Source organism: Pseudomonas sp. B21-012, from assembly GCF_024749305.1.
Taxonomy (GTDB): Bacteria; Pseudomonadota; Gammaproteobacteria; order Pseudomonadales; family Pseudomonadaceae; genus Aquipseudomonas.
The window spans coordinates 2,789,622-2,815,930 of record NZ_CP087197.1 but is presented as its reverse complement, the minus strand read 5'-3'; the positions used below and the strand labels follow the sequence as shown (position 1 = coordinate 2,815,930).

The following is a 26,309-nucleotide window of genomic DNA, read 5'->3' as shown; positions in this document are numbered from 1 at the left end:
CATCAAAGGAATCAATGCCGATGAGACGTCTTGAAATTCTGCTGTGCGGGAGCAGCCGCGGGCTGGCCTGCCTGGCGGACGAGTTGCGGCGAATGGGCCATGGTGCCCATTTGCTCGACACGCCGGCCAGTTACGATCACTGGCAACTCCACGCCTCGGACCTGGTCATCGACGACGCGACCCTGGCGCCGTGGCCGGAAACGGGCAACACCTGGCAAGTCTCGTTGCAGGTCAGCGGCAGCGACCTCTGCGACCCGCTGCAAGACCTGCAACTGCACCTGCTGGGCCGCCAGGGCAGCCAGCCCTGGCAATGCCTGGAACGCCAGGATGTACCTGCAGAGGCCTCGGGCAACGGCGCCGACCTGGTGAACAGGGCCTTGCAGGAACTGGTCGAGGCGGCAGCGGCGCATGTCAGCGGCTACTCGCGCCATGACGACTACTTCAGCCAGTACCGCTTCCAGGCCCTGGGCCAGGTGCCAAGCGCCGGGCTGGGCGTGCTCGACACCCTGGCCTTCGCCCACCGTTGCAACCGCACGGCAGAACCGGCCATTAGCGAGGCGGCCAGCGTACCGTTCATCCAGCGCCTGGCCGCCAGCCTGCGCCAGCACCAAGACGCCCCGGCCTTGCTGGTCGAAGGCCGCAGCGTCAGCTATGGCGAGCTGCATGCCCTGAGCGTGGCGATCCAGGAGCGCCTGGTGCCGCTGCTGGGTGAAGACCGGCAGCAGCCGGTGGTGGCCATCGCCCTGGGCAAGGGCGTGGCCCTCTACGCCTCGATCCTCGCCGTGCTCGGCTGCGGCGCCCTGTACCTGCCGCTGGACCCCAGCCACCCTGCCGAACGCCGGGCGCTGATCGTCGAACATGCCCGGGCGCGGATCGTCATCCACGACGATAACCTGGCCATCCCTGCCGGCTGCATCGGCCTGGATGTCAGCCACCTGAGCGCCGTGCACCAGGGCGCCGATGGCCACCAGGGCATTGCCCTGGCCCAGCATCAGTCGCTGCTGCGCGGCACCTGGGAAGGTGCGCGGCCGTGCGTGGCGATCTACACCTCGGGCACCACCGGAACGCCCAAAGGCGTGCAGTTGACCGTTGCCAACCTCAGCCACTTCTGTGCCTGGTACGCCGAGCATGTCGAGGTCGGGCCCAAGACCCGCGCCTTGCAGTTCTCGACCATCAACTTCGATGCTTCGCTGCTGGACATCTTCCCGACCCTGCTCGAAGGCGGTTGCCTGGTGGTGCCCAACGAGGACCAGCGCCGCGACCCGCTGGCCCTGGCGCAACTGGTGGTCCAGGCCGAAGTCAGCCATGCCTTCTTGCCACCGGCGCTGCTGAGCATCCTGCCGCTGCACAGCCTGCGCGGCATGACCCACCTGATCACCGGCGGCGATGTGTGCGAGCCTCACGTGATCGACGCCCTGGCCGAGCACTGCCACCTGCACAACATCTACGGCCCCACCGAAACCACGGTGCTGGCCACCAGCCGGGTGATGCGCGCCGGCGACTCGAACCGCCTGCTCGGCCTGCCGATCGCCAATACCCGCCTGTACCTGCTCGACGAGCAAGGCCTGCCGGTGTCCGAAGGCCAGAGCGGCGAGATCTACATCGCCGGGCCCGGCGTCGGTGCCGGCTACCTGCACAACCCCGCCGCCAGCGCCGAGCGCTACCTGAACGGCAGCGGCGGCCTGCACGGCGAGCGCCTGTACCGCACCGGCGACCTGGCGCGCTGGGGCCGCGCCGGCGTGGAAATCATCGGCCGCCTGGACAATCAGGTGAAGATCCGCGGCTTTCGGGTCGAGCCCGAAGAGATCGAGCACGTGCTGCGCAGCAGCAACCTGTTCGGCCAGCAGGCCGTGGTGATCGATGAACAGCGGCGCATCCTGGCGTTCTTCGCCGAACCGCGCAACGGTGATGCGCACAGCGCCACCGAAGCCTTGAAGGCCCATGCCCAGCAGCACTTGCCGGACTACATGCGCCCTGCCCGCTGGCGCCTGCTCGAGACCCTGCCCGCGACCACCAACGGCAAGATCGATCGCAAGGCCCTGCGCCTGATGCCCGACGACAGCCGTCAGCGCCAGGTGCGCGCCCAGCCGCTGAGCGCGGCCACGCAAAGCCTGCTGGCGATCTGGGCCAAGCTGCTGGAAATCGACGCCGACGACATCGGCCTGGACGAGAGCTTCTTCAACCTCGGCGGCCATTCGATCCTGCTCTCGCGCATGCTCATGGACATTCGCGAGACCTTCGCCAAGGGCGTGTCGATCAACCGCTTCATCGAGCAGCCAACCCTGACCAACTTGGCGCGCCTGCTCGAGCAGGACGACGCCGGCGATGCGGTGGTCAGCGCCCGGGCCCTGGCCGACGCCAACCTCAGTGTCGACCTTCAGGTGCTGCCGCTCAGCCGCCAGGGTGACGTGCACAAGGTCATCGTCACCGGCGCCAATGGCTTTCTTGGTGTGCACCTGGTCGAGGCTCTGCTCGAACTGGGCTCCAGCGAAGTCGCCTGCCTGGTACGCGCATCCCCCGGGCAATCGGCGCAGCAGCGTTTTGCCCAGGCCCTGGTCGACAACCGCCTCGAACACCTGGACATGAGCCGTGTGCGGGTGCTGGCCGCCGACATCAGCCAGCCGCTGCTGGGCCTGAGCGCCGAAGAGTACGAACACCTGGACCGCGACTACGGCGCGCTGATCTACAACGCGGCCAACGTCAACCACGTGCTCGACTACGAGTCGCTGATCAAGGACAACGTGGCGCCGCTGCTTGAATGCCTGAAACTGTGCGAGGGGCGCAGCAAGAAGATCTTCAACTTCATCTCCACCCTGTCGGCCTCCAGCAGCATCGATGCCCAGGGCCGGGTGCTGGAAACCCCGCCCGCGGCGACGCCGCCGATCTACATCCGCAATGGCTACAACCTGTCCAAGTGGGTCGGCGAGCGGATTCTCTGGAACGCCTGCGAGCGTGGCGTGCGAGTCAATATCTATCGCCCCGGGAACATTGCCTTCAATACCCGCACCGGCGTCTGCCAACCGCACCAGAACCGCCTGATGCTGATGCTCAAGGGCTCGCTGCAACTGAAGGAAGTGCCGCAACTGTCGCTGAACTTCGACCTGATGCCGGTGGATTTCCTCGCGCGCTTCATCGGTTTTCATGCCAGCCGCCACACCATCAACCGCGCGGTGTTCAACCTGCACAACCCGACGCCGCTGAGCTGGGACAACTACGTCGAGGCGTTCCGCCACATGGGCCACGACTTCCAACTGGTGCCGGTCAGCCGCTGGCAGCAGCGGCTGTCGACCATCGGCAGCGACAACGCCCTGTTCGGTGTAGTCGGTTTCTACCTCAACGGTTTTGAGGAAGACATCGGCGACATCTCGATGATCGAGCACGGCAATGCCCGCCACGGCATCGACAACATGGGCGAGGAGTACCCCGCCAAAAGCCCGACCCTGCTGCGCCGGGGTTGTGAATTCCTCAAAGAAATCGACTTCATCTAACCCGTCAAAGGAGCTCGACATGTCACATCTGGAACCCGATACCCTGATCAAAAACCCTGTTGGCGAGCCCGTGGTTGCCACGGTGGCCGTCAATGCCGACGCCCGCAGCGTGTGGAACATCGTCGGCAACTTCGCCGGTTTTCCGGTGTTTATCCCGGCGCTGTCGCACATTGAAATGACCGGCAGCGGCGTGCGCTCGGTGCGCAAGAAGCTGTTCAAGGATGGCAACGTGGTGATGGAGCAACTCAATAGCCATGATGACCAGCAGATGGTCATGACCTGGTCGTTGATCTACACCTCGCTGAACATCGGCAACCTCTGGGCGCGCATGGAGGTCAAGGCCCAGGGCGCCAATCAGTCACTGGCCACCTGGACCATCATTGGCGAGCCGCAGACCGGCGGCGCGCAAGACCTGCCGGCGTTCCAGGCGTTCCTCCAGGGCTTTGCCGATGGTGCCATGAACAACGTCAAGCAGATGTTCGCTTAAGCCGCAGCGCAAGCCCGCTCCCACCGCCCGGTAGGCGCGGGCTTTGCCTCGCGGTTCACTACACAACGCACAAGCGCAGCCGGGCAAATGCCCGCCGATGTCCTACCCTCATAAGCTGGGAGATCAATAACCGAACCGGGCATAACCATGCGCAGTGCTTTGCAGATCATCGGCTTCATTGCCCTCACCCTGCTGCTGTCCAGCCCTCCCGGGCAGGCCGCACAACCCCCTGCGCCAGCACCCGCCAGTGCTGCCGCGCCTGTGGTCAAGGTCACCCAGCAAGACCTGCAAGCCCTGCAACTGCGCCTGGACAGCCTCAAGCAGCAGATTTCCCAGGCCAACAACTACAACCAGCTCGAAGGCCCGCAAGACCGCTTGCAGGCGCTGATCGTCGATATCGACCGGCTGAGCGCGGCGCTGTTGCCCGAACAGGCGCAGTTGCGCGCGCAACTGGAAGTGCTCGGCCCGGCGCCGGTCGAAGCCCTGGTGCCGGGCACCTCGGACATCGCCGCGCAACGCACGGCGCTTACCGAGCAAAAAAACAGCCTCGACACCACCCTCAAAGCCCTGGCGGCGCTCAAGGAAAACGCCAGCAACCTGCTGACGCAGATTTCCGCCATTCGCCGCACCATGCTCGAAAGCGAGCTGACCCTGAGCACCCACAGCTTGCTCAACCCGGCATTCTGGTCGCCGGTGCTCACCCCTTCGGCAGACGACCGCCAGCGCTTGCAGGCGTTCTTCGACGAGGTCAACGATACCGCCAACGCGGTCTGGCAGCCCGGCCAGCGCTTCGCCACCCTGCTGCTGGTGCTGCTTGCCCTACTGGCCTGGACCCTCGGCCGCCGGCTGCTGGAGCGCTGGCTGGCCTGGTTATGCATGAACCGCGTGCCTGAAGGCCGCCTGCGCCGCAGCTCGCTGGCTCTGGCCTCGGTAATGGCCACCCTGCTGGCCACCGGGGTAGCCCTGGAGCTGCTGTTTTACGCCTGCACCCACCACCTGCCGTTGCCGTCGATGCTGGCGACGTTTTCTGAAGAGTTCGAAAAGCTTGCCTATACCTGCGTGCTGATCACCGGCTTGAGCCGCGCACTGCTGTCGACCTCGCATCCGTCCTGGCGGCTGCCGGACATCGCCGACCCGGTGGCGCTGGCCTTGCAGCCCTTCGCCCGCTGGCTGGCCAGTACCTTGCTGGTACTGGTGGCCCTGGTGCAGATCTCCAACGCCGCCGGCATGAGCAGCCAGCTGGTGATCGCCGGGCGGGGAATCGCCGCGCTGGTGATCAGTGCCCTGATCATCGCCCTGCTGGTGCGCACCAGCCGCGCGCGCCGGGTCATGGCCGCCGCCGGCGATGCACCGGAAGCCGCCTCGACCATGGCCGGGCTGATCTACAGCATCGCCAGCATGGCCATGGTCATCTCGGTGATTGCCCTGCTGACCGGCTACGTGTCGCTGGCGCGCTTTGTGACCTACGAGGTGGTCTGGGTGTTCATCCTGCTGGCCGGCTTCTATGTGCTCATCCAGGTGTTCAAGGACGGCTGCGAATATGTCTTCTCACCGCGTCAGGCCAGCGGCAAGGCGCTCAAGGAACTGCTGGGCATCGGCGACCGGCGCCTGGACCAGATCGAGACCCTGGTCTCCGGCTTCGGCCGTGCCGCGCTGTTGCTGCTGGCGGTAATCACCCTGTTCGTTGGCGGCATCGGCACCACCCTGGGGCAGTTGATCAGCAACATCGTCGCGTTTCTGGGCGGCGCCGGCTTGCGCCAGTTCAACATCATCCCCGGGCACCTGTTCAATGCCGTGCTGGCCCTGGTGCTGGGCATCTACCTGATCCGCACGCTGCGCCGCTGGCTGGACAACGAGTTCCTGCCCAAGACCGACATGGACCCGGGCATGTGCGCCTCGCTCAGCACCCTGTTCGCCAACATCGGCTATGCCCTGGTGATCCTCCTGACCCTGTCGTCGCTAGGGGTGAAGTGGACCAACCTGGCCTGGATCGTCAGTGCGCTGTCGGTGGGTATCGGCTTCGGCCTGCAGGAAATCGTCAAGAACTTCGTCTCCGGGCTGATCCTGCTCACCGAGCGCCCGGTCAAGGTCGGCGACCTGATCAGCATCAGCGGGGTCGAGGGTGATATCCGCCGCATCAATGTGCGCGCCACCGAGATCCAGCTCAGCGACCGCTCGATCGTCATCGTGCCCAACTCGCAACTGATCTCGCAGAACCTGCGCAACGTCACCCTCGGTGGCAGCGCCCAGGGCGTGGCGAGCCTGGAGCTGGTGTTCCCGCTGGATATCGACCCCGAGCAGGTGCAAACCTTGCTTTACGATACCTACTGCGAGCACGAAACCATCCTCGACAAACCGGCGCCGTTCGTGCGCTTCAGCAAGCTCACGGCCGACGGCATCACCCTGACCGTGACCGGTTACGTCAGCAGCCCGCGGATTGTCGGCACCACCAAGAGCGACCTGCTGTTCGAGATCCTCAAGCGCCTGGGCGCGGCGGGTATCGAACTGGCCAAGCCGGCCGCGCCGGCAAGCTGAACATTGTGGGAGCAACTGCCTTGGAAGGCTTACAAGTGTTGGGGCGGCCAGGTTGTGTTTGAGTTGATCCATTTGATGATGAGGCGCTGCCGGCGCCTTCCGCCCTTACGGCGGGTCACTTTTGCTTGGCGGCAAAAGTAACCAAAAACGCCCTGTCCCTTCATCGGCCCTGCGCTGCGCTCCGGGTTCCCTCCTTCCACCCTTGCTCCCGTGGGGGCGCGCCGAAGGGCCGTCCCTGGCCCTGCGGCGCTCGCCGGCCATCCATGGCCGTCGCCCCACTACGCAAGGGTTCCACTCGGCCTTCTGCAAGGGACGATAGGTAGCGCCTGCGATTACGTACATCTAGAAGCAAAGCGCTTCTTTGCTTTAGCTTTTCGTGCATCGCCGGTCCATTCACCACCACTCGTAGCCCGCCACAAAAGCGTAAAAGTGAAGTGTGAGCAGCGTCGCCAATGGATCCGCTCACGCCTCTCAAGGCCTACGCCACCTGTGGGAACCGGCTTGCCGGCGATGAAACCTGCTAGCGCGCAAGCTGCAGCCTTGACTGCGAACGGTAGCCCAGCGGGCTGGTGCCCAGTTGCCGCTGAAAACTGCGGCGCATGCGTTCTTCGTTACCGAAGCCGGTGGTTTCGGCGATGCGCTTGATCGGTTCCTGGCTGGTTTCGAGCAAGCGGCAGGCAGCTTCAAGCCTCAGGGTTTCGACGGTTTGCGCCGGGGTGCCGCCCGTAGCCGCGGCATAGGCGCGGGCAAAGTGCCGGGGGCTCATGCCGAGTTTTTCGGCCAGGCGTTCAACCCGCAGGTCGCCATTAAGGTTTGCCGCGATCCAGGCATGCAGGCGCACCAGGCGCTGGTCACGGTCGCGGTGCAGCGCTTGGCTCTGCGCCTTGAGTGGCGCGCTGAGCTGGGCCTGCTCGGCCGAGCGTTGCAAAAACACTGTGAAGTAACGCGCCAGGGCCAATGCCGCCTGGGCACCCAGGTCCTGTTCGAGCAGGGCCAGGCCCAGGTCGATGCCGGCCGCGGCGCCGCCGCAGGTCCATAAGCGCTCATCATGCAGGTACAACGCCTGGTGTTCCACGCGCAGCGCCGGGTAGCTGTGTTGCAGAGCCTGGGCAAACTGCCAGTGGGTGACCACCCGGCGTCCGTCCAGCAGCCCGGCGGCGGCCAGGGCGAAGGCGCCGGTGCCGATCGAACACAGGCGCCGCGCCGTCGGCGCCCGGCGTTGCAGCCAGGCGATTGCCTGCTGGTCACGCTCAAGCTCGGCAACCCCCGGCCCACCGATGACGATCAGGGTGTCGATTGCAAGCGCGCTGTCGACCTCGGCCAACGAACGGGTCATCACGCCAATCCCGGAGATCGTCTCGATCTCGCCGCCCTGGGCCGACGCCAGTATCACCCGGTAAGGCGGGTTATCGGCCAGTTCGCCGCCGAGCACCCGCGACGCCGCGGCAAATACTTCAAGGGGCCCGGCGGCGTTGAGCAGCAGCGCGCCGGGAAATGCCAGTACCAGCACCGTCCGGGCGCTGTGCATGGCAGAAAAGGTGGGGTGTTTGGCATGGTGGCTGGCAGGTTGCGTCGACATACTCAAGGCACACGTGATTCGAGAGCCCAGACGATGCCGAGAAAGTCCTTCACTGCCAAGCACCTTGTGTTGCTGACCAGCCTGCTGGCCACCTTGCAGGTCTGGGCCGCGCCCGCGCCGGAACTTGAAGTCGGCGACCAGAGCGGCCTGACCCAGGCGCTGCTGGTGGCCGCCGGCCAAGACCAGGGGCTTGCCTACCGCCTCGACTGGCACCCGTTCGGCGCCGGCACCGCGCTGATGGAAGCGCTCAATGCCGCTGCCATCGACGTGGGTGTAGTCGGTAACGCGCCACCGGTGTTTGCCCAAGCCGGCGGCTTTGCGGTGCGCGTGGTCGCCGCGGCCGAAGGTGCACAGAACAACAACGCGCTGCTGGTGCAGGCGGACTCGCCGATTCGCCAGGCGGCCGACCTCAAGGGCAAGCGCATCGCCGTGGCCAAAGGCAGCAGCGGCCACTACCTGCTGCTGGCCACCCTCGCCCGCGCCGGGCTGCAGCTCAGTGACGTCAACGTGGTCTATGCAAGCCCGGTGGATGCGCAGAACGCCTTTGCCAGCGGCAAGCTCGATGCCTGGGCGGTGTGGTACCCCTTTGTCGGCCAGGCCACCGCGCGCGGTGCGCAAAAACTGCTGGACGGCAGCCAGTGGCCGGAAACCGGGCTGAACTTTACCGTGGCAAGCCTCGCCGCCCTCGACGATCCGCACAAAGCCGAGGCGCTGGGTGATTTCGTCCAGCGCCTGGCCCGCGCCCAGGCCTGGGCCACGGCCAACCCCGAAGCCTGGGCGCAACAATTGGCCAGGGTTACCCGCCTGCCCCTGGGGCTGGTGCGCGACATGCTTGCCCAGCAGCACTTGCAGTACGTGGCCCTGGACGCCCGGGTCATCGGCCTGCAGCAACGCCTGGCCGACAGCTTTGCCCAGGCCCGCGTGATTGCGCGCCCGCTCAAGGTCGCCGAGGCTTTCGACGACCGCTACAACCCCCTGCTGCCCTAACCCCCCTGCCCTTGTCGCCATGCCGCAAGCGCCGGCAGGGCGGCGTTCATCTGGAGAAATGTGATGCCCACCCTCGATAGCACCACCTTGCGCCGCCAGGCCACCGGCCTGCTCGCCGTCGACGCCGAGCGTTCGGCCGGCGGCTACACCCTGTTTGCCCCGCAAACCGCCGGCGGCAAGGTGTTTTTGATCGACCTGCACGGCGAAGAAGTGCACCGCTGGCAGTTGCCCCAGCGCCCCGGGCGCGACGCGGTGATCCTCGCCAACGGCAACCTTGGCTACAACGGCAATCACCCGGATTCGCCCGAGCTGTTCCCCGGCTGGTCGGTGTGGCACGGCGGCGCCTTCAGCGAGGTAACGCCCGAGGGCGAAGTGCTCTGGCAGCACACCGACCTCGGCCATCATCACGACGCCCAGTGGCTGGCCAACGGCAACCTGCTGTACACCACCGCCGAGCCGTTGCCGCTGGACATCGCCCGCCGCGTGCAAGGCGGCATCCCCGGCAGCGAAGCGCCTGGCGGGGTGATCTACGGTGATGTGGTCAAGGAAGTCGATCGCGCCGGCAACCTGCTCTGGCAATGGCGCAGCTGGGAACACCTGGCCCCGGAAGACTACCCTCTGCACGCCTGTTTCGAGCGCTATCACTGGCCGATGACCAACAGCGTGACGCCGGGGCGCGACGGCAAGGTCATCCTCAGCCTGCGCAGCGTATCCTCGGTAATCGCCGTCGACAAAGCCAGCGACCGCGTACTCTGGCGCCTGGGCCATGACCTGGTGGCGCAGCAGCATTGCCCCAGCGAGCTGGCGGACGGCCGTATCCTGGTGTTCGACAACGGCATCTCGCGCCCGCAGGTGTCGATGCCGCATTCGCGGGTGATCGAGATCGACCCCGTGCGCCAGCGCATCGAATGGCAATATGCCGATACCCCAGGCTACGCCTTCTTCACCCCGTTCATGGGCGGCGCCCAGCGTTTGCACAACGGCAACACGCTGATCACCGAGGCCAACTTCGGCCGCCTGTTCGAAGTCACCCGCGCCGGCGAGGTGGTCTGGGAATACATCAACCCGCACTTTGCCGCCTACCCGGACGCCGCCTCACAGGCTTACCTGCCGGGTGAAAACAATGCGATCTTCCGTGCGCACCGTTACCAGGCGCAGGATATCGCCTGGCTGCAACGCGACTAGCGTTTTAAATCCGCCAGCCGCCGGCGCCGATCACCGGGTCCTGGCAAGGTAACGGCACCTGGGCGATGCGCGCCTGGCACGCCTCATGGGTCTTGGCGCTGGGGCGCTGGATATCGTAGCCCTGCTGGCCCAGCGGGTAAGCGCCGACCACCAGAAAGTCCTCGCTGCTGTCGATGCAGCAGTGCCCGGTACCGGCCGGCAGCACCAGCACATCGCCGCGCTTGAGCCCCAGGAGCTGGCCCTGCGCACCGCCGAGCATCACCTGGGCGTGCCCGCTGGCAACGCCCAGGGCTTCGTGGGCGTCGGAGTGATAATGCTGGTAGGCAAAGATGCCCGCGCGCCACAAGGGTGGCCATTGATGGGCGCGGAACAAGGCTTCGAAGCCCGCCGCGGCGTCGCTCTGCGGCGCGAGCCGAAGATGATAGAGCAGCACCGGCAAGCGGCTGTTGGGGGTCGCGCCGTCATCCTCGAAATACAACAGCCGGCGATTGCCGAGCATGGTTTGCGGGTCGATCTCACTGAGGTGCGGGTTCATCACGGTTGTCCATCTGACCTGCGCTGCTGGCACCCTTAGCGCTGATTGTCGCGCTCGTGCTCGCGGGCGATGCGCTCTTCGCGCCGTCGGCGCCGGGCCAACGCCGCGCCCCAGGCCAGTACCCCGACCGAGGCGATCAGCATCGCCGCCAACAGCAAGTAGCCCCAGTGAACTTCCATCATGCTGCGACACCTGGGGCCCGAATCAAGCCCTCACTGATCGATACACCTGGGTCCGCGCGACTTCGACCGGTGAGCCAGTACCTGAAGCTCAAGTATAGTCAATGATGGTAATGAGTTTGATCAGCAACAGATGCAGCGGATAGAACCAGTAGCCCCAGCGCCCGACGCGCCATACCTGACGTTGCAGCTGCAGGCGCAACAGCCCGAGGCCGAGCGGGGCCGACAGCAGTGCGGCGCCCAGGGCCATGACTGAAATGGCCTGCAGCGGATGGGCGCGCAGCCAGAGGTTGCTCAGGTTGGCCGCCACCGCCAGGCCTGCAGGCAGCAGCCACGCTAGCGGGCCCAGGCGCAGGGCCAGCAGGAATGCCGCCGGCAGCAGCACCCCGGCCAGCCCGTACATCAACCCGTCGGCTGCCAGCGTCGCCACCACAGCTGTTGCCAGGGCAACCCACACACTGCTGCGCCGACCGTGATGGTGCAGGCCCCAGGCAATCAACAGGCCCAGCGCCAGGGTCGGCATGATGTTGAGCGTCGGCGACGGGCCGTTGAGCCAGCGATACGGCCACTGCGACAGCACGGCAAAAATCACCAGCCCTTGCAGGTAGCGCGCCGTGCCCGCGGTAAAGGCCTGCCCGGGTGGGGCGCGGGCCACGTTGGCGGCAATCGCCAGGCAAAACCAGGGGAACGCCAGGCGGCCGACGACAAACAGCCAGTGCTCGGCCGGCCAGATAAAACGCAGGTGATCGGCGATCATGCTGATGATCGCCAGCCACTTGAGCAGGTCCAGGCTGATGTGCCGCTGGGCGCCACGCTGCTCGCTCATGTCCGTCCCGCTCGGAAAAAAGGTTAGCGAACAATGCCACAGGCACCTGCAGTTTGTCGGCTGGACTGGAAAAAGGTTGTAAACATAAATTACTGTATATGCATACAGCAACAACGAGTAACCATGATGACCGACTACGAAGAAGACTTCGCCGCACCGGATTCACCGACCCTGGTGGAAATGTGGAAGCATCAGGTGGTGCTGATGACCAACGAAGCCGAGTACCTCAACAGCGAACTGCTCAAGGCCCGGCAGAACATTGCCAAGCTGGTGGCGATCAATGCCGAGCTTGCCGCGCAGTTGCGCGGGGTGCGCAGCAGTTAAACATGGCCCGGCTGATCCTCGCGCCGGCGCTGCTGACGCCCCAGCCACCAGCCGCTGCCTGCCCAGCCCAGGGCAATCCCCGCGCCGATGAGCATCGCCAGCTGCGGGTGGTCGCCCATCACATCCAGGCCGCGCTTGAGCCAGCCACTCACGGCATCGGCACCGCGATAAACCACGGTGTCGGTAAAGTTCTTGGCCTTGTACTTGTGCCCGGGCTCAACCACGGTGTAGAGCATTTCGCGTCCCGGCCGCACCAGCGCGTACTCGCCCACCCGGCGCACCACCATGACCAGCACGAACACGGCAAACAGCGGCGCCAGGGCCAGCCAGATGAACCCCAGCACCATCACCAGCGGCACCGCCACCAGCAACACCCCGACCCCGAGCTTGCGGGCGACATGCCCGGTGACAAACAGCTGGGTGAGGATCGCCAGGGCCTGCACGGCGCTGTCGATCAGGCCGAACACCTGGGTCTGTTCGGTACGGCTGGTGAAGTGCGCGGCCACCAGCCGCGCCTGCTCGAAATACAAGAAGGTGCTGACGCTGGCCAGCAGCACAACGAACAGCGCTATACCCAGCAGGTAGGGCGAACGCAACACCTCGCTGGCACCGGCAAAGGGGTTGCCGCCCAACGCCTGTGAACGCGGATGCTCGGTTTGCGCCGGCAGCGGGTACAGGTCGCGCCAGTGCTGCAGGTACATGGCCGCCACCACACTGGCGAGCAGGCACACCGTGGCCAGCAGCACCAGCCCGGCATGGCCGATCAGGCCCACCAGCAACGTCCCAAGCAATGGCCCGAGCAAGCCACCGCCGCTCGCCCCCGCCGCCAGCAGGCCGAACAGGCGCTTGGCCTGCTCGCTGGAGAACAGGTCGGCGAGCACGCTCCAGGCCAGGGAGATGGTCAACAGGTTGAACATCGACAACCAGATATAGAACGCCCGCGCGCCCCAGAGGTTATCGGGTTGCACGGCGAACAAGGCCGCAAACAGCAACAGGTTGCTGGCCATGAACGCGTAGGTCCAGGGCAGGATGCGCCGGCGCTGTACTTTCGAGGCCAGCCAGCCGAACAGCGGCAAGGCGATCAGGGTGACGACAAAGGTCCCGGTGAACAGCCACTGCAGGTTGTCCACGCCACCGGCCACGCCCATGGTTTCGCGCACCGGGCGCAGCATGAAGTAACCGGCGAACAGCAAAAAGAACAGCGCCAAACCGGCAACCACCGCCGGCGCCTCGCCAGGCCTGACGTTGAACACGCGGGTGCCCAGGCGTTTCATGGCTTCAGGCGAACTGCTTGATCAGGTCTTGTTGCTGCGCGCTGGTGAGCAGTGGCCCGCTACCGGCCTTGAGCTGGTCAAGCTGGCGGTCTGGGCGGCTGGTGGCCGGGATCACCGTGGTCACCGCCGGGTGGCTGATGGCGAACTTGAGAAACAACTGCGCCCAGCTACCGATCCCCGCCTCGGTCGCCCAGCCGGGCAGCGCCTGGCCCTTGACCTTGGCAAACAGCCGGCCATCGTCGAAGGCACGGTTGATCAACACCGCCACGCCTTTGTCCTGGGCCAGGGGCAGCACGGTGCGCGCAGCCTGGGGCGAATTGACCGAGTAGTGGATCTGGATGAAGTCCAGGGCTTCACTGCGCAGAATTTGCTCAAGCGCTTCCAGGCCACTGTCAATGTAGTGGGTCACGCCGACATAGCGGGTCAGGCCCTGGGCTTTGAGCTCGCGGGCATAGGGCAACTGGCGTTGCCAGTCGCGCAGGTTGTGAATTTGCAGCAGGTCGACCTTGTCGGTGCGCAGCTTTTGCAGGGTCCCGGCCCACTGCGATTCGGCGTCGACGCGGCTGTCGGCGGCGATCTTGGTGGCGATAAAGGTTTTGTCCCGCCAGCCGCCCTCCTCCAGCAACTGGCCAAGGATGGCGTCGGCGCCGCCGTAGTTGGGCGAGGTGTCGATAACCCGGCCGCCGCCATTGAAAAACACCTTGAGCACTTGCTTGAGCTGCTGGTACTCAGGCGAACCCGCCTCGACCTCGAAACTGCCAGACGTACCGGCACCGATCACTGGCAGCGCCTCACCCGTGGACGGGATCTTGCGGGTGAGCATTGCGCTGCTGGCCTGGGCCAAGGGCAAGCCAGTGAGGGCCAGCCCGGCGGCCAGGGTGGCACTGGCGGCAAGAAAGTGGCGACGGGTGGGCATGGCACACCTCCTGATAAAGCCTGCACTCAAGGGCTAAAAGCTTAGTGCGCGAGAGCGCTTTGCACCGCAGTATTCGTAACTGCATATGTAGTCGCTAGCTGCATTCAAGCCCGAGGGCCGTTGTACGCAGGCTCACGCCGGGGCCTTGAGCTCGATCCACACCGGCGCATGATCGCTGGCGTGCGCTTCGTTGCGCACCCAGGCATCGACCCCGGCGTTTTTCAGCTGCGTGGCCAGGGCCGGGTTGAGCAGCAGGTGATCGATACGCAGGCCGGCGTTTTTCTGCCAGTGCTGGCGAAAGTAGTCCCAGAAGGTGTAGACCCGCTCATCCGGGTACAGGTGGCGGATGGCATCGGTCCAGCCCTGGGCCAGCAGGCGCTGGTAGCAGTCGCGGCTCTCGGGCTGGAGCAAGGCGTCCTTGAGCCAGGAGCGGGTGTTGTAGATGTCGAAATCGGTGGGCACGACATTGAAGTCGCCGGCCAGCAACACCGGGTGATCGTTGCCGACCAGGGTCTTGGCATGGTCGATCAGCCGCTCGAACCAGGCCAGCTTGTAGGCGAACTTCGGCCCCGGTTGCGGGTTGCCGTTGGGCAGGTACAGGCAGGCGATATGAATGCCCTGTACGGCGGCCTCCAGGTAGCGGCTCTGGCTGTCGTCCTCAAGGCCCGGCAGGCCGCGGCGGATCTCCAGCGGCTGGGCCTCGCGGGCAAGAATCGCCACGCCATTCCACGAGGCCTGGCCGTGGTGCAGCGAGCCATAGCCAAGGGCCTCGAAATCGGCGGCCGGAAACGCAGCATCGGCGGCCTTGAGTTCCTGCAGGCAGACCACATCGGGCTGTTCGCGCTGCAGCCAGTCGAGCAGGCTGGGCAGCCGCGCGCGAATGCCGTTGATGTTGAAGGTGGCGATCTTCAAGGGGCTCTTCCTCTGGCTTGCCAGCGATGGGCTGCAGCGCAGCCCTCAAAGCCTCAGACCGCCACCGTCAGCATTTGATCAACGAGATTTTCGTCCCTTCGCTACGCACCCCGGCCTGCAAGCCCCAGGAGCCGGTGACCGAGTTGTACACCTCAGCCTAAGTGCAATGGACCAAGCGCTCTGTTCGCTAGCGTACAGACCCGCCACCGCCACCGCGGCACACTGCAGCTGTCAGCCTCAGCCCATACAAGGACATCATGGACAAGCCCTGGCCCCGTGCCCTGATGCTGCTCAAGCGCCTTTCATGGCGATCCGCACCGCGTACTTTCGGCTACGAGGCGCTGTTGCGCGCGGAGCTGCTGAGCGCCGAACAAATGGCCAGCCATGGCACCCTGCTCGCCCGCCAGCACCGGCTGGACCCGACGCCCCGTGCCGATGGCCTTTTAGCACGCCTGGCCGACAATGAACGGGTCCTGGCCAGCAGTTGTGCACGCTTCATCGACGCCCAGCCCAGCAGCCGGCGAGTGACCCCCGCCGCCGAATGGCTACTGGACAACTACTACCTGGTCGAAGCCCATATCCGCCTGGCCAAGACCCACTTGCCCAAAGGCTACAGCCGCCAGTTGCCGCGCCTGGGCAACGGCCCGTCGACCGGCTTGCCGAGGGTCTACGACATCGCCCTGGAAACCATCAGCCACGGCGATGGGCGGGTCGACGACGAAAGCCTGAGCCGCTTCGTCGAGGCCTACCAGAGCGTCACCGCGCTGACCCTGGGTGAGTTGTGGGCGATTGCGATCATGCTGCGCCTGGCCCTGATCGAGAACCTGCGGCGCATCGCTGCGCGGGTCATGGCCAGCTGGGCTGACCGCAACCTGGCCAATGACTGGGCCGACCGTCTCAGCGAAACCGCCGAGCGCGACGCCAAAAGCGTGGTGCTGGTGGTGGCCGACATGGCCCGCTCCGAACCGCCGATGACCGCCGCCTTCGTTGCCGAACTTACCCGCAGGCTGCAGGGCCAGAGCGCAACCCTGATCCAGCCGTTGACCTGGATCGAGCAACTGCTGGCCGAATCCGGCCTGACCATCGAGCGCCTGGTGCACCTGGATGCCCAGCAACAGGCCGCCGACCAGGTGTCGATCAGCAACAGCATTGCCAGCCTGCGGTTGCTCTCGACCAGCGACTGGCGGGCCTTCGTCGAGCGCCTGAGCCACGTCGAGCGCCAGCTGCGCAACGACCCCGCAGGCGCCTACGCGCACATGGACTTCGCCAGCCGCGATCACTACCGCCACGTCATCGAGCGCCTGGCGCGGCACTGCCCGCACAGCGAGGAACAGGTCGCGCAACAGGCCATCGCGCTCGCCCAGCAGCGCGGCCAACCGCCGCCGGCAGCGGATTTCGCCGGGCATGTCGGCTTCTACCTGATCGGCCCGGGCCTTGAGCAACTGGAGCGCCACCTGGGCGCCGGTGTGCCGCTGGCCCAACGCTGGCAACGGCTGTTGCACCGCGCGCCGCTGGCGTTTTTTTTAACCCCGGTAGCGCTGCTGTCACTGGGCTTTGCCTGGCCCTTTCTGCTCGACGGCCATCGGGCCGGTTGGCCCGGTTGGGGCCTGGCACTGCTGGCCGTGGCGCTGCTGCTGATGACCAGCCGCCTGGCCATCGGCCTGATCAACTGGCTGGTGACCCTCACTGTTGCGCCGTGCCAGCTACCGCGCCTGGACTACCGCGAAGGCCTGCCGGCCGAGGCCCGCACCCTGGTGGTGGTGCCGACGCTGATGGCCAGCAGTGCCGATGTCGAGGAACTGGTCGAAGGGCTTGAGGTGCGTTTTCTCGCCAACCGCGACGAGCAGCTGTACTTCGCCCTGCTCACCGACTTCATGGATAGCCCGGTCGAGGTGCAGGAGCAGGACGCCGGCCTGCTGACCGAGGCCAGCGAGCGCATTGGCGCCTTGAACCGCAAGTACCCGGCGTTGCTTGGCGAGCGGTTTTTGCTGTTGCACCGGCCGCGGCGCTGGAACCCCGCCGAACGCGCCTGGATGGGTTACGAGCGCAAGCGCGGCAAGCTGGCCGAGCTCAATGCGCTGCTGCGCGGGCACGGCGTTGAGCGCTTTGCGCTGATCGTCGGCGATATCGCGGCGTTGCCAGGAGTGCGCTATGTCATCACCCTGGACACCGACACTCAGTTGCCCCGCGATGCTGCCCGCCAGTTCATCGGCGCCATGCAGCACCCGCTCAATCAGCCGCACTTCGACGCCCAGGGGCGGATCCATCGCGGCTACGCCATATTGCAACCGCGGGTCGGCATCAGCCTGCCCAGCGCCGCCCGTTCGCGCTATGCGCGGCTGTTCGGCAGCGATGCCGGGGTCGACCCGTACACCCGCGCGGTGTCCGATGTGTATCAGGACCTGTTCCTGCATGGCTCGTTCATCGGCAAAGGCATTTACGCGGTCGATGCCTTCGAACAGGCACTGGACGGCCGCTTTGCCGAGAACCGCATCCTCAGCCATGACCTGATCGAAGGCTGTTACGCCCATTCCGGGCTACTCAGCGACGTGCAACTGTTCGAGGAATACCCGGCCCGCTTCAGCGCCGACGTCAAGCGCCGGCACCGCTGGATTCGCGGCGACTGGCAACTGCTGCCGTGGCTGCTGCCCTGGGCGCCGTGCTGTAGCGGCTTGCAAAGCAACCACCTCAGCGCCCTGGCGCGCTGGAAGCTGTTCGACAACCTGCGCCGCAGCCTGGAGCCGGCGGCGTTCCTCGGTGTGCTGCTGTGCGCCTGGTTGATTGCCCCGCAACCGGGGCTGTGGACCCTGGCCGTGGTCGCCCTGCTGCTGACTCAGCCGCTGCTGGACAGCTTGCTCGCGCTGCTGGGCAAAACCACCGACGTGCCGCTGGCCGAGCACCTGCTGGCGGTGCTGCACGGCGCCGCCCAGCACGGCATACGCGCCACTTTCAACCTGGCCTGGTTGCCGTTCGAGGCCCATTACAGCCTGGATGCGATTGCCCGCACGCTGTGGCGCATGCTGGTGAGCAAACGGCGCTTGTTGCAATGGAGCCCGTCGCGGGAGGTCGAGCGCACCAGCGTCAACAGCCTGGCGGGGCTGTATCGCACCCTGTGGGTCGCGCCGGCACTTACCCTGGCGCTGATCGCCGTGCTGGCGCCAACGCCGGGCCTGCTCGCCCTCGCCGCACCGTTTTTGCTGCTGTGGCTGGCTAGCCCGGCCCTGGCCTGGTGGGTCAGCCGCGCCGACAGCGGCGCCAGCCAGGCCATCTCGCCCCAGGGCGTGCAGTTTCTGCGCTTGCTGGCCCGGCGCAACTGGGCTTTTTTCAACCAGTACGTCAATGCCGAAGATCGCTGGCTGCCACCGGACAACATCCAGCAAGCGCCTTACGCCAACGTCGCCCACCGCACCTCGCCGACCAACATGGGCATGGCCCTGCTTGCCCACCTGGCCGCCCATGACTTCGGCTACCTGGGCAGCGCGCACCTGCTGCAGCGCCTGGCAGCGATGCTACAGAGCATGCACAGCCTGGAGCGTCACCAGCAGCACTTCTACAACTGGTACGACACCCGCAGCGGCTTGGCGCTGCACCCCCTGTATGTATCGACGGTGGACAGCGGCAACCTCGCCGGCCTGCTGCTGACCTTGCGCCCCGGCTTGCTGGCCCTGGGCGATGCGCCGCTGCTCGATGGGCGCCTGCGCCAGGGGCTGCTGGACAGCCTCGATGTGCTGCTGCAAGCCTACAAGGCGGCGGGCATTGCCGATGAGCAATGGCAGGTGCTGCGCGCCGAGCTCGAGATCAACCAAGCACCGCAGCAACTGCCGGCGCTGCTGCAACAGCTGCTCGACTGCCCGCTGTCGCCAGCCGAGCCCAGCGGCGATTGCGCCTTCTGGCGCGCTGCGCTGCAGGAGCACTGCCAGGACCTGCTCGATGAATTGCGCGCCTTCGCGCTGCCTGCTGGCGACGACCCGGCAGCGCAGCTACCGCTAAGCTGGCGGCAACTGGCGCAGCTCGACGCCCAGCGCTGGCCGGCAGCCGAGCGCGCGCGGGTTAATGCCGTGCGCAACCTCGCTCGCGAGCGTATCGCCAGCGCCGCGCACCTGGCCGAACAGGCTGGTGCCCTGGCCAACATGGATTTCCGCTTTCTCTACGATCTGCAGCGCGACCTTTTCGTGATCGGCTACAACGTCGACGAACAACGCCTGGACAGCGCCTTCTACGACCTGCTGGCCTCGGAAATGCGCCTGACCAACTTCGTCGTCATTGCCCAGGGCCAGGTGCCTCAGGACAGCTGGTTCGCCCTTGGCCGCCTGCTCACCAGCAATGCCGGTGAGCCGGTATTGTTGTCGTGGTCGGGGTCGATGTTCGAGTACTTGATGCCGATGCTGGTGATGCCCTCCTACCCGGGCACGCTGCTGGAGCAGTCCTGCCGTGCGGCGGTCAACCGGCAGATCGCCTACGGCAACCAGCTGGGCATCCCCTGGGGGGTTTCGGAGTCGGCCTACAACAGCCTCGACACTCACTTCAACTACCAGTACCGGGCCTTCGGCGTGCCCGGCCTGGGTCTGAAGCGCGGCTTGGGCGAAGACCGGGTGGTGGCGCCCTATGCCAGTGCCCTGGCGCTGCTGGTGGCGCCCGCAGCGGCCTGCGCCAACCTCCAGCGCCTGGCCGCACAGGGGGTTGCCGGGCGCTTCGGGCTTTATGAGGCGGTGGACTACAGCGAAGCACGGCTGCCGCCCGGGCAGGAGGCGGTGGTGATCAAGTCGTTCATGGCCCACCACCAGGGCATGAGCCTGCTTGCCCTGACCTCAGTGCTGCTCGATCGCCCGATGCAGCAGCGCTTCGAGTCCGCCCCGCAGTTCCAGGCCAGCGCTCTGCTGCTGCAGGAGCGCGTGCCGAAGACTGCCGCCGCCTACCTGCACGCCGCCCAGGCCCCGGTCAGCGAAGACGCCAGCGCAGGCGAGCAACAGTTGCGGGTGTTCACCGAGCCCAACCGGCGCTGCCCGGCCGTGCAACTGCTGTCCAACGGCCGTTACCATGTGATGGTCAACAACGCCGGCGCCGGTTACAGCCGTTGCAACGACCTGGCCGTGACCCGCTGGCACGAGGATATCGCCAGCGATAGCCTGGGCATCTTCTGCTACCTGCGCGATGTTGCCAGCGGTGCGTTCTGGTCCACGGCGCACCAGCCGACCCTGTACCGGCCACAAAGCCAGGAGGCGATCTTCAGTGACGCGCGGGCCGAATTTCGCCTGCGCGAACGCGACATCGATTGCCACACTGAAATCATCGTCTCGCCCGAGGACGATGTCGAACTGCGCCGCCTGCACCTGACCAACCATGGCCGCCAGCGCCGCCAACTGGAGCTGACCAGCTACGCCGAGGTGGTGCTGGCCCCGGCGATCAGCGATGCCCTGCACCCGGCGTTCAGCAAGCTGTTCGTGCAGACCGAGCTGCTGCGCCCGCTGCAGGCCATTGTCTGTAGCCGCCGGCCACGTTCGCAGCAAGAACCGGTGCCATGGCTGTGCCACCTGCTGGCCGCCCATGGTGTGGACATCGAAGCGCTCTCGTACGAAACCGACCGTGCCCGCTTCATCGGCCGTGGCCGCACGCTCAAGGCCCCGGCGGCGTTGCTGCCTGAGGTTGAGCGGTTGTCCGACAGCGCCGGGGCGGTGCTCGATCCGATCGTCGCCATTCGCTGCCGGATCAGCCTTGATCCCGGGCAGAGTGCGACCATCGACCTGGTCACCGGCATCGCCCCAAGCCGCGAAAGCTGCCTGCAGCAGATCCACAAGTACCGCGACCGGCACCTGGCAGACCGGGTCTTTGACCTGGCCTGGACCCACAGCCAGGTGCTGCTGCGCCAGCTCAACGCGTCCCTGGCCGATGCGCGGCTGTTCGAGCAGATGGCCGCCTCGGTGATCTATGCCAACCCGTCGCTGCGCAGCGAAAGCGCAGTGCTGACAAGCAATCGGCGTAACCAGTCCGGGCTCTGGGGCCAGGCGATTTCCGGCGACCTGCCGATCGTGCTGGTGCAGATCAGCGACCCGGCCAACATTGAACTTGTGCGCCAGATGGTCCAGGCCCATGCCTACTGGCGGCAGAAAGGCCTGAGCCTTGACCTGATGATCTGGAACGAAGACCAGGCCGGCTACCGCCAGCAACTGCAGGAGCTGATCATGGGCCTGGTGACCTCGGGCAGCGAAGCGGCGCTGCTCGACCGCCCGGGCGGGATCTTCGTGCGCCCGGCCCAGCAGTTGTCCAGCGAAGACCGCACGCTGATGCTCAGCGTCGCCCGCCTGGTGCTCAGCGACAGCCGTGGCAGCCTCGCCGAACAGGTACAGCAACGGCGCAGCGAGCACGCCTTGGCGCGCTTCGAAGCCAACCCCGGCAGCCTGGCGCAGGCGCCGGTACGGCCGGGGCCTAGCGTGCGGCCAGGGCTGCTGATGGAAAACCCCTACGGCGGTTTCAGCGCCGATGGCAGCGAGTACATCATCAATCACCGCCCGGGGCAGCCGACGCCGGCGCCCTGGGTCAACGTGCTGGCCAACCCGCAGTTCGGCTCGGTGATCAGCGAAAGCGGTGGCGCCTACACCTTTGGCGACAATGCCCATGAGTTTCGCCTGACGCCCTGGCACAACGACCCGGTCAGCGACCCCAGCGGCGAGGCCCTGTACCTGCGCGACGAAGACAGCGGCCGCTACTGGTCGCCAACCCCGCAGCCGTGCCCTGGCCAGGGCAGCTACCGCACCCGCCACGGCTTTGGCTACAGCGTCTTCGAGCATGACGAGGACGGCCTGCACAGCGAGCTGTGGGTGTTCGTCGCCCTCGATGCGCCGGTAAAGTTCTCGCGCCTGAAGCTGCGCAACACCTCGGGCCGGCCGCGCCGGTTGTCGGTAACCAGCTATGTGGAATGGGTGCTGGGCGACCTGCGCAGCAAGACGGCCATGCACGTGGTCAGCGAGGCCGATCCGTTCAGTGGCGCGCTGTTTGCGCGCAATGCCTACTCCATCGAGTTTTCCGCGCGGGTGGCGTTCCTCGACAGCGACCTGGCCGACCGCAGCCTCAGTTGCGACCGCCTGGAGTTCATTGGCCGCAACGGCAATCTTGGCGCACCGGCAGCCATGGGCCGGGCGCGGCTTTCCGGGCGCAGCGGCGGTGGCCTGGACCCTTGCGCAGCGCTGCAGGTGGCGCTGGAACTGGCCGACGGTGAAAGCCAGGAAGTGGTGTTCCGCCTCGGCGCCGAGCACGACGCCACCGCCGCCACCCGCCGGGTGCAGCAGTACCGTGGGCTGCGCGCGGCAGCGATCGAGCTGGAACGGGTGCGCGCGCACTGGCGCGAAGTACTCGGCGCCATCCGCATCGAAACCCCGGAGCCGGCCCTGAATGTACTGGTCAATGGCTGGTTGATGTACCAGGTGATTGCCTGCCGCTTCTGGGCGCGCAGTGGTTTTTACCAGTCCGGTGGCGCCTTCGGGTTCCGCGACCAGTTGCAGGACAGCATGGCGATGATCCACGCCGACCCGGGCGCGGCGCGCCAGCACCTGCTGCTGTGTGCCAGCCATCAGTACCACGAAGGCGACGTCCAGCATTGGTGGCACCCGCCGCTGCAGCGCGGCGTGCGCACCCGTTGCGCCGACGACATGCTCTGGCTGCCCCTGGCCACCAGCCGCTATGTGCAGGTGACCGGCGACCTCGGCGTGCTCGATGAACAGGTCGGCTATATCGAAGGCCGCGCGCTGAACCCTGGCGAGGAGTCCTACTACGACCTGCCGAACCGTTCGGCACTCACCGAGAACCTCTACCAGCATTGCCAGCGGGCGCTGCAACACGGCCTGCAGTGCGGCGTGCATGGCCTGCCGCTGATGGGCAGCGGCGACTGGAACGACGGCATGAACCGCGTCGGCGAACAGGGCCTGGGCGAAAGTGTGTGGCTGGGCTTTTTCGGCGTCGAGGTGCTGCAGCAGTTCGCCCGCACCGCCCAGCGCCAGGGTGACGGCCCGTTCGCCGAGGACTGCAACAGGCGCGCCGCCACCCTGCGCGGCAATCTCCAAGCCCATGGCTGGGACGGCGGTTGGTACCGCCGCGCCTATTTCGATGACGGCCAGGTGCTGGGTTCGGCGAGCAATGAAGAATGCCGCATCGACTCCATCGCCCAGAGCTGGGCAGTGCTCTCGGGCGCCGCCGCCCCTGAACGGGGCCGCCTGGCCATGGAGGCGCTGGACCGTTACCTGGTGCGCCGCGACATCGGTATCGTCAAGCTGCTTGATCCACCCTTTGACCAGGGCAGCCTGGACCCTGGCTACATCAAGGGCTACGTGCCCGGCGTGCGTGAGAACGGCGGCCAGTACAGCCATGCCGCCGTCTGGGCGAGCATGGCCTTTGCCCGCCTGGGCGACGGCGCCAGGGCCTGGGAACTGCTGCGCCTGATCAACCCGTTGCGCCAGGGCAGCGCCGAGCGTATCGACACCTACAAGGTCGAGCCGTACGTGATGGCCGCCGATGTCTATGGCGCGCCGCCCCATGCCGGGCGCGGCGGCTGGAGCTGGTACAGCGGCGCCGCCGGCTGGATGTACCGGCTGATCGTCGAGTCACTGCTGGGCTTGCAGCGCAGCGGCGAGACCTTGAGCCTGCAACCGCTGCTGCCGGCCGAATGGCCGGGCTACGTGCTGCACTATCGCTATGGCGCCAGCCGCTACCGCATCGAGGTGCACCATGCGGGCGCCGGCGCGTTGAGCCTGAGCCTGGATGGCCAGCCCCTGGCCGACGGCGTGGTCAGGCTCGTGGATGACGGTCAAACCCACCAGATCAGCGCGCATTGCCTGCCGGCCACTGCCAGCCTCCCCTAGCCTGCGCGGATAGGAGTACCCTGAGGCCAGACAGCTCTCGTCTGCCATCGGTGGCTCCGTATGCCCGCATCACCCAAGCCACAGGTCAGGCCACAGGACAATCACCTGCTGGCGGCCCTGCCGACAACCGCGCTGGAGCGCCTGCTGGTGCACCTGGAACTGATCGCCCTGCCGCTGGGCAAGGTGCTTTATGAGTCTGGCGATGCCTTGCGTCACGTCTACTTCCCGACCAACGCCATCGTCTCGCTGCTGTACGTGATGGAAAACGGCGCCTCGGCGGAGATCTCCGTGGTCGGTAACGAAGGCCTGATCGGCGTTGCCGTATTCATGGGCGGCGAAAGCACCCCGAGCCGCGCCATCGTGCAGAGTGCCGGCCACGCCTACCGCCTGCCCGGCCAGCGCCTGAAAGACGAATTCAATCGCCACGGCGAGCTGCTGGTGCTGATGCTGCGCTACACCCAGGCGCTGATCACGCAGATGGCGCAGACCGCAGTGTGCAATCGTCATCACTCGATTGACCAGCAACTGTGCCGCTGGCTGCTGTTGTCGCTGGATCGGCTCAAAGGCAACCAGCTGACCATGACCCAGGAGCTGATCGCCAACATGCTCGGGGTGCGCCGCGAAGGCGTCACCGATGCCGCCGGCAAGCTGCAGCGCCTGGGCGTGATCGAGTACAGCCGCGGGCATATCAAGGTCCTTGATCGGGCGCGCCTGGAGCAGTTGAGCTGCGAGTGCTATGCGGTGGTCAGAAAGGAAACCGAGCGCCTGCTGCCGTATCTACCGACCCGGCCGCAGGCGTGAACCCGGCGCGGAGTACATTTGTACTCCACTAGTGGAACGGGAAGATATAGTTCATCCACGCCGCCATGCGCAGGAGGATCTTGCGCATGGTGGCGATGTGCGGAAAGTGCTTGCTGTACAGCGCCGCCTGGCCATAGGCGCCGCCGGGCATCTGCGCGCTGTACTGGGCGTACGCCGGGTCGTCGATTTCTATGATGACCGGCACCCGCCCGGGTGGCGGCGAACCGGTGTAGCCGATCAGGGTGCCGGACGGCTGCACCTGGCCCTCGGCGATCACCGCGATGACGTTCTTGACCTTGCCATGAAAGACCTTGCCCGGAATGCCGTCGAAGGCTACTTCCGCCTCATCCCCGGGCACCAGGCGCAGCAGGCTGTTCTGGCGCATCCAGGCAGCAAAGTACTGGCCTTCCTGGGGAATGAACACCATCGATGGGCGCAGCGGCAAGGCGCTCGCGCGCATCCCGGTGCGCAGCGACACATGGGTGACATAACCCTTGCTCGGCGCCCGCACCACGGTGCTATCGAGTTCGAACTGGGCGTTGTCCAGTTGCGCCTGCAGGTCATCGACCTGGGCGATGGCCGCTTCCTGCTCGCGGCGGGTACCGAAGTTGCGCTTGATCAGTTCGTTGATGCGGTACAGGTCGCCCCGGGCCGCAACGATCTGCGCCTTGAGCGAGCGCACCCGGTACTCGAACGGCGCCGGATCGATACGAAACAGCACATCGCCCTTCTCCAGCGGCTGGTTGCCTTTGACCGGCACCTCGATCACCTGGCCGGTAACCGCCGGGATCACCGGCACCGAGACGAAGTAGGAACGCGCCACTTCCGAATACGGGTGGTTGTAGTTCATGGTGAAGATCAGCGCGCCGATCATCACGATGCCACCCAGCACCGCCGTGGGCACTGTCCACTTGTTCAGGGGGATGCGAAACAGCTTGAAGATCGCCACGCAAATGGCCGCGTAAGTGAGGATCAGCAGCAAGTCCATGCTCAGTGCCCTCCGTTGCCATCGTCGTGGCCGGGCGCAGGCTCGGCGGGCGCTACGCCTTCGAGGCGGGCGATGCGTTGCTGCAGCTCGGCGACCTGTTGTTCAAGGCGCACCACGTGGTTTTGCGGCGACTTGCCATCGCGAAAGCCCCAACCGCGATCTTCGCGGTAGAGCATTGCCCAGATCCACAGGAACGGCCACAGCGCGTGCAGGGTGAACAAGCTGACCCAGCCGGTGGCGTGGATCGCATCCTGGTGCGGGTGGTTGCGGTGTACGGCGATTTCATAGGGAATGTCGTGCAAGACGATGATCCCGTAGAACAGCACCAGGCCGACAAAAATCAAAATACCCAACGCGAAGTAATCAAGCATGTTCGCTTTCCACCGCAGCCAGGGGATCCGTGCCAGCAGTGTAGTTCACCTGTAGTGTTTTCAAGGCCGTGTT

The 26,309-nt window shown here is 66.1% G+C and carries 17 protein-coding genes; 8 read left to right on the top strand and 9 right to left on the bottom strand.

Features of this window, described 5'->3' with window-relative positions; genetic code table 11:
* Positions 1-20 precede the first annotated feature (20 nt).
* From LOY37_RS12745 to LOY37_RS12735, 3 genes are all read left to right on the top strand, one after another.
* Positions 21-3,488, top strand: coding sequence for an amino acid adenylation domain-containing protein (locus LOY37_RS12745; RefSeq protein WP_258717073.1), 3,468 nt, complete (start codon positions 21-23; stop codon positions 3,486-3,488).
* Between the two features lie 19 nt (positions 3,489-3,507).
* Positions 3,508-3,975, top strand: coding sequence for an SRPBCC family protein (locus LOY37_RS12740; protein ID WP_093383132.1), 468 nt, complete (start codon positions 3,508-3,510; stop codon positions 3,973-3,975).
* Positions 3,976-4,122: 147 nt separating this feature from the next.
* Positions 4,123-6,510, top strand: coding sequence for a DUF3772 domain-containing protein (locus tag LOY37_RS12735; protein WP_258717072.1), 2,388 nt, complete (start codon positions 4,123-4,125; stop codon positions 6,508-6,510).
* A gap of 520 nt (positions 6,511-7,030) precedes the next feature.
* Here LOY37_RS12735 and LOY37_RS12730 read toward each other — a convergent pair.
* Positions 7,031-8,089 (bottom strand): GlxA family transcriptional regulator, encoded by a 1,059-nt coding sequence (locus tag LOY37_RS12730; protein WP_052676530.1) that lies wholly within the window; start codon positions 8,087-8,089, stop codon positions 7,031-7,033.
* A gap of 33 nt (positions 8,090-8,122) precedes the next feature.
* On the opposite strand from LOY37_RS12730, the gene LOY37_RS12725 reads away from it, so the two are divergent.
* Positions 8,123-9,076: an ABC transporter substrate-binding protein gene (locus tag LOY37_RS12725; RefSeq protein ID WP_258717071.1), complete on the top strand. Its 954-nt coding sequence runs from the start codon at positions 8,123-8,125 to the stop codon at positions 9,074-9,076.
* Between the two features lie 63 nt (positions 9,077-9,139).
* Complete coding sequence (locus tag LOY37_RS12720) at positions 9,140-10,261, top strand: aryl-sulfate sulfotransferase (protein ID WP_213601345.1); 1,122 nt, start codon at positions 9,140-9,142, stop codon at positions 10,259-10,261.
* Between the two features lie 4 nt (positions 10,262-10,265).
* On the opposite strand, the gene LOY37_RS12715 is transcribed toward LOY37_RS12720, so the two are convergent.
* The 3 genes from LOY37_RS12715 to LOY37_RS12705 form a co-directional block, all read right to left on the bottom strand.
* Positions 10,266-10,796 carry a cupin domain-containing protein gene (locus LOY37_RS12715; RefSeq protein WP_258717070.1) on the bottom strand — a complete coding sequence of 177 codons (531 nt, stop codon included), beginning with the start codon at positions 10,794-10,796 and terminating at the stop codon, positions 10,266-10,268.
* Between the two features lie 35 nt (positions 10,797-10,831).
* A complete protein-coding gene (locus LOY37_RS12710) occupies positions 10,832-10,978 on the bottom strand; it encodes a hypothetical protein (protein ID WP_156160215.1) in 147 nt (48 codons plus the stop codon).
* 88 nt (positions 10,979-11,066) lie between these two features.
* The gene (locus LOY37_RS12705; protein ID WP_258610589.1) at positions 11,067-11,801 is read right to left on the bottom strand and encodes a conjugal transfer protein TraX; all 735 of its coding nucleotides are present in this window, start codon (positions 11,799-11,801) and stop codon (positions 11,067-11,069) included.
* Between the two features lie 126 nt (positions 11,802-11,927).
* Between LOY37_RS12705 and LOY37_RS12700 the strand changes: the two genes are divergently transcribed.
* Positions 11,928-12,125, top strand: coding sequence for a hypothetical protein (locus LOY37_RS12700; protein WP_143013287.1), 198 nt, complete (start codon positions 11,928-11,930; stop codon positions 12,123-12,125).
* Here LOY37_RS12700 and LOY37_RS12695 read toward each other — a convergent pair.
* From LOY37_RS12695 to xth, 3 genes are all read right to left on the bottom strand, one after another.
* Positions 12,122-13,399 carry an NTP/NDP exchange transporter gene (locus LOY37_RS12695; RefSeq protein WP_093383149.1) on the bottom strand — a complete coding sequence of 426 codons (1,278 nt, stop codon included), beginning with the start codon at positions 13,397-13,399 and terminating at the stop codon, positions 12,122-12,124. The genes LOY37_RS12700 and LOY37_RS12695 overlap by 4 nt on opposite strands.
* A 4-nt stretch (positions 13,400-13,403) precedes the next feature.
* Entirely contained in the window at positions 13,404-14,315 is a 912-nt protein-coding gene (locus LOY37_RS12690; RefSeq protein ID WP_258717069.1) for an aldo/keto reductase, read from the bottom strand.
* A 132-nt stretch (positions 14,316-14,447) separates the two neighbouring features.
* Entirely contained in the window at positions 14,448-15,227 is a 780-nt protein-coding gene (gene xth / locus LOY37_RS12685; protein ID WP_258717068.1) for an exodeoxyribonuclease III, read from the bottom strand.
* A gap of 257 nt (positions 15,228-15,484) precedes the next feature.
* On the opposite strand from xth, the gene LOY37_RS12680 reads away from it, so the two are divergent.
* Positions 15,485-24,076 carry a GH36-type glycosyl hydrolase domain-containing protein gene (locus LOY37_RS12680; protein ID WP_258717067.1) on the top strand — a complete coding sequence of 2,864 codons (8,592 nt, stop codon included), beginning with the start codon at positions 15,485-15,487 and terminating at the stop codon, positions 24,074-24,076.
* 60 nt (positions 24,077-24,136) lie between these two features.
* The gene (locus tag LOY37_RS12675) at positions 24,137-24,877 is read left to right on the top strand and encodes a Crp/Fnr family transcriptional regulator (protein ID WP_093383161.1); all 741 of its coding nucleotides are present in this window, start codon (positions 24,137-24,139) and stop codon (positions 24,875-24,877) included.
* Positions 24,878-24,905: 28 nt separating this feature from the next.
* Here the strand turns inward: LOY37_RS12675 and LOY37_RS12670 are convergent, their stop codons facing one another.
* Entirely contained in the window at positions 24,906-25,865 is a 960-nt protein-coding gene (locus LOY37_RS12670; RefSeq protein ID WP_045198850.1) for an HlyD family secretion protein, read from the bottom strand.
* Positions 25,866-25,867: 2 nt separating this feature from the next.
* Complete coding sequence (locus LOY37_RS12665) at positions 25,868-26,236, bottom strand: DUF3302 domain-containing protein (RefSeq protein WP_045198848.1); 369 nt, start codon at positions 26,234-26,236, stop codon at positions 25,868-25,870.
* Positions 26,237-26,309: the final 73 nt, after the last annotated feature.

What these genes read in the sequence shown, in the direction of transcription:
- LOY37_RS12690 (WP_258717069.1), bottom strand. Translation starts at nt 14,315, where the DNA reads ATGCCCACCCGTCGCCACTTTCTTGCCGCCAGTGCCACCCTGGCCGCC.
- LOY37_RS12665 (WP_045198848.1), bottom strand. Translation starts at nt 26,236, where the DNA reads ATGCTTGATTACTTCGCGTTGGGTATTTTGATTTTTGTCGGCCTGGTG.
- LOY37_RS12700 (WP_143013287.1), top strand. Translation starts at nt 11,928, where the DNA reads ATGACCGACTACGAAGAAGACTTCGCCGCACCGGATTCACCGACCCTG.
- LOY37_RS12710 (WP_156160215.1), bottom strand. Translation starts at nt 10,978, where the DNA reads ATGATGGAAGTTCACTGGGGCTACTTGCTGTTGGCGGCGATGCTGATC.
- LOY37_RS12720 (WP_213601345.1), top strand. Translation starts at nt 9,140, where the DNA reads ATGCCCACCCTCGATAGCACCACCTTGCGCCGCCAGGCCACCGGCCTG.
- LOY37_RS12670 (WP_045198850.1), bottom strand. Translation starts at nt 25,865, where the DNA reads ATGGACTTGCTGCTGATCCTCACTTACGCGGCCATTTGCGTGGCGATC.
- LOY37_RS12680 (WP_258717067.1), top strand. Translation starts at nt 15,485, where the DNA reads ATGGACAAGCCCTGGCCCCGTGCCCTGATGCTGCTCAAGCGCCTTTCA.
- LOY37_RS12740 (WP_093383132.1), top strand. Translation starts at nt 3,508, where the DNA reads ATGTCACATCTGGAACCCGATACCCTGATCAAAAACCCTGTTGGCGAG.
- LOY37_RS12715 (WP_258717070.1), bottom strand. Translation starts at nt 10,796, where the DNA reads ATGAACCCGCACCTCAGTGAGATCGACCCGCAAACCATGCTCGGCAAT.
- LOY37_RS12725 (WP_258717071.1), top strand. Translation starts at nt 8,123, where the DNA reads ATGCCGAGAAAGTCCTTCACTGCCAAGCACCTTGTGTTGCTGACCAGC.
- LOY37_RS12735 (WP_258717072.1), top strand. Translation starts at nt 4,123, where the DNA reads ATGCGCAGTGCTTTGCAGATCATCGGCTTCATTGCCCTCACCCTGCTG.
- LOY37_RS12695 (WP_093383149.1), bottom strand. Translation starts at nt 13,399, where the DNA reads ATGAAACGCCTGGGCACCCGCGTGTTCAACGTCAGGCCTGGCGAGGCG.
- LOY37_RS12675 (WP_093383161.1), top strand. Translation starts at nt 24,137, where the DNA reads ATGCCCGCATCACCCAAGCCACAGGTCAGGCCACAGGACAATCACCTG.
- LOY37_RS12705 (WP_258610589.1), bottom strand. Translation starts at nt 11,801, where the DNA reads ATGAGCGAGCAGCGTGGCGCCCAGCGGCACATCAGCCTGGACCTGCTC.
- LOY37_RS12730 (WP_052676530.1), bottom strand. Translation starts at nt 8,089, where the DNA reads ATGTCGACGCAACCTGCCAGCCACCATGCCAAACACCCCACCTTTTCT.
- LOY37_RS12745 (WP_258717073.1), top strand. Translation starts at nt 21, where the DNA reads ATGAGACGTCTTGAAATTCTGCTGTGCGGGAGCAGCCGCGGGCTGGCC.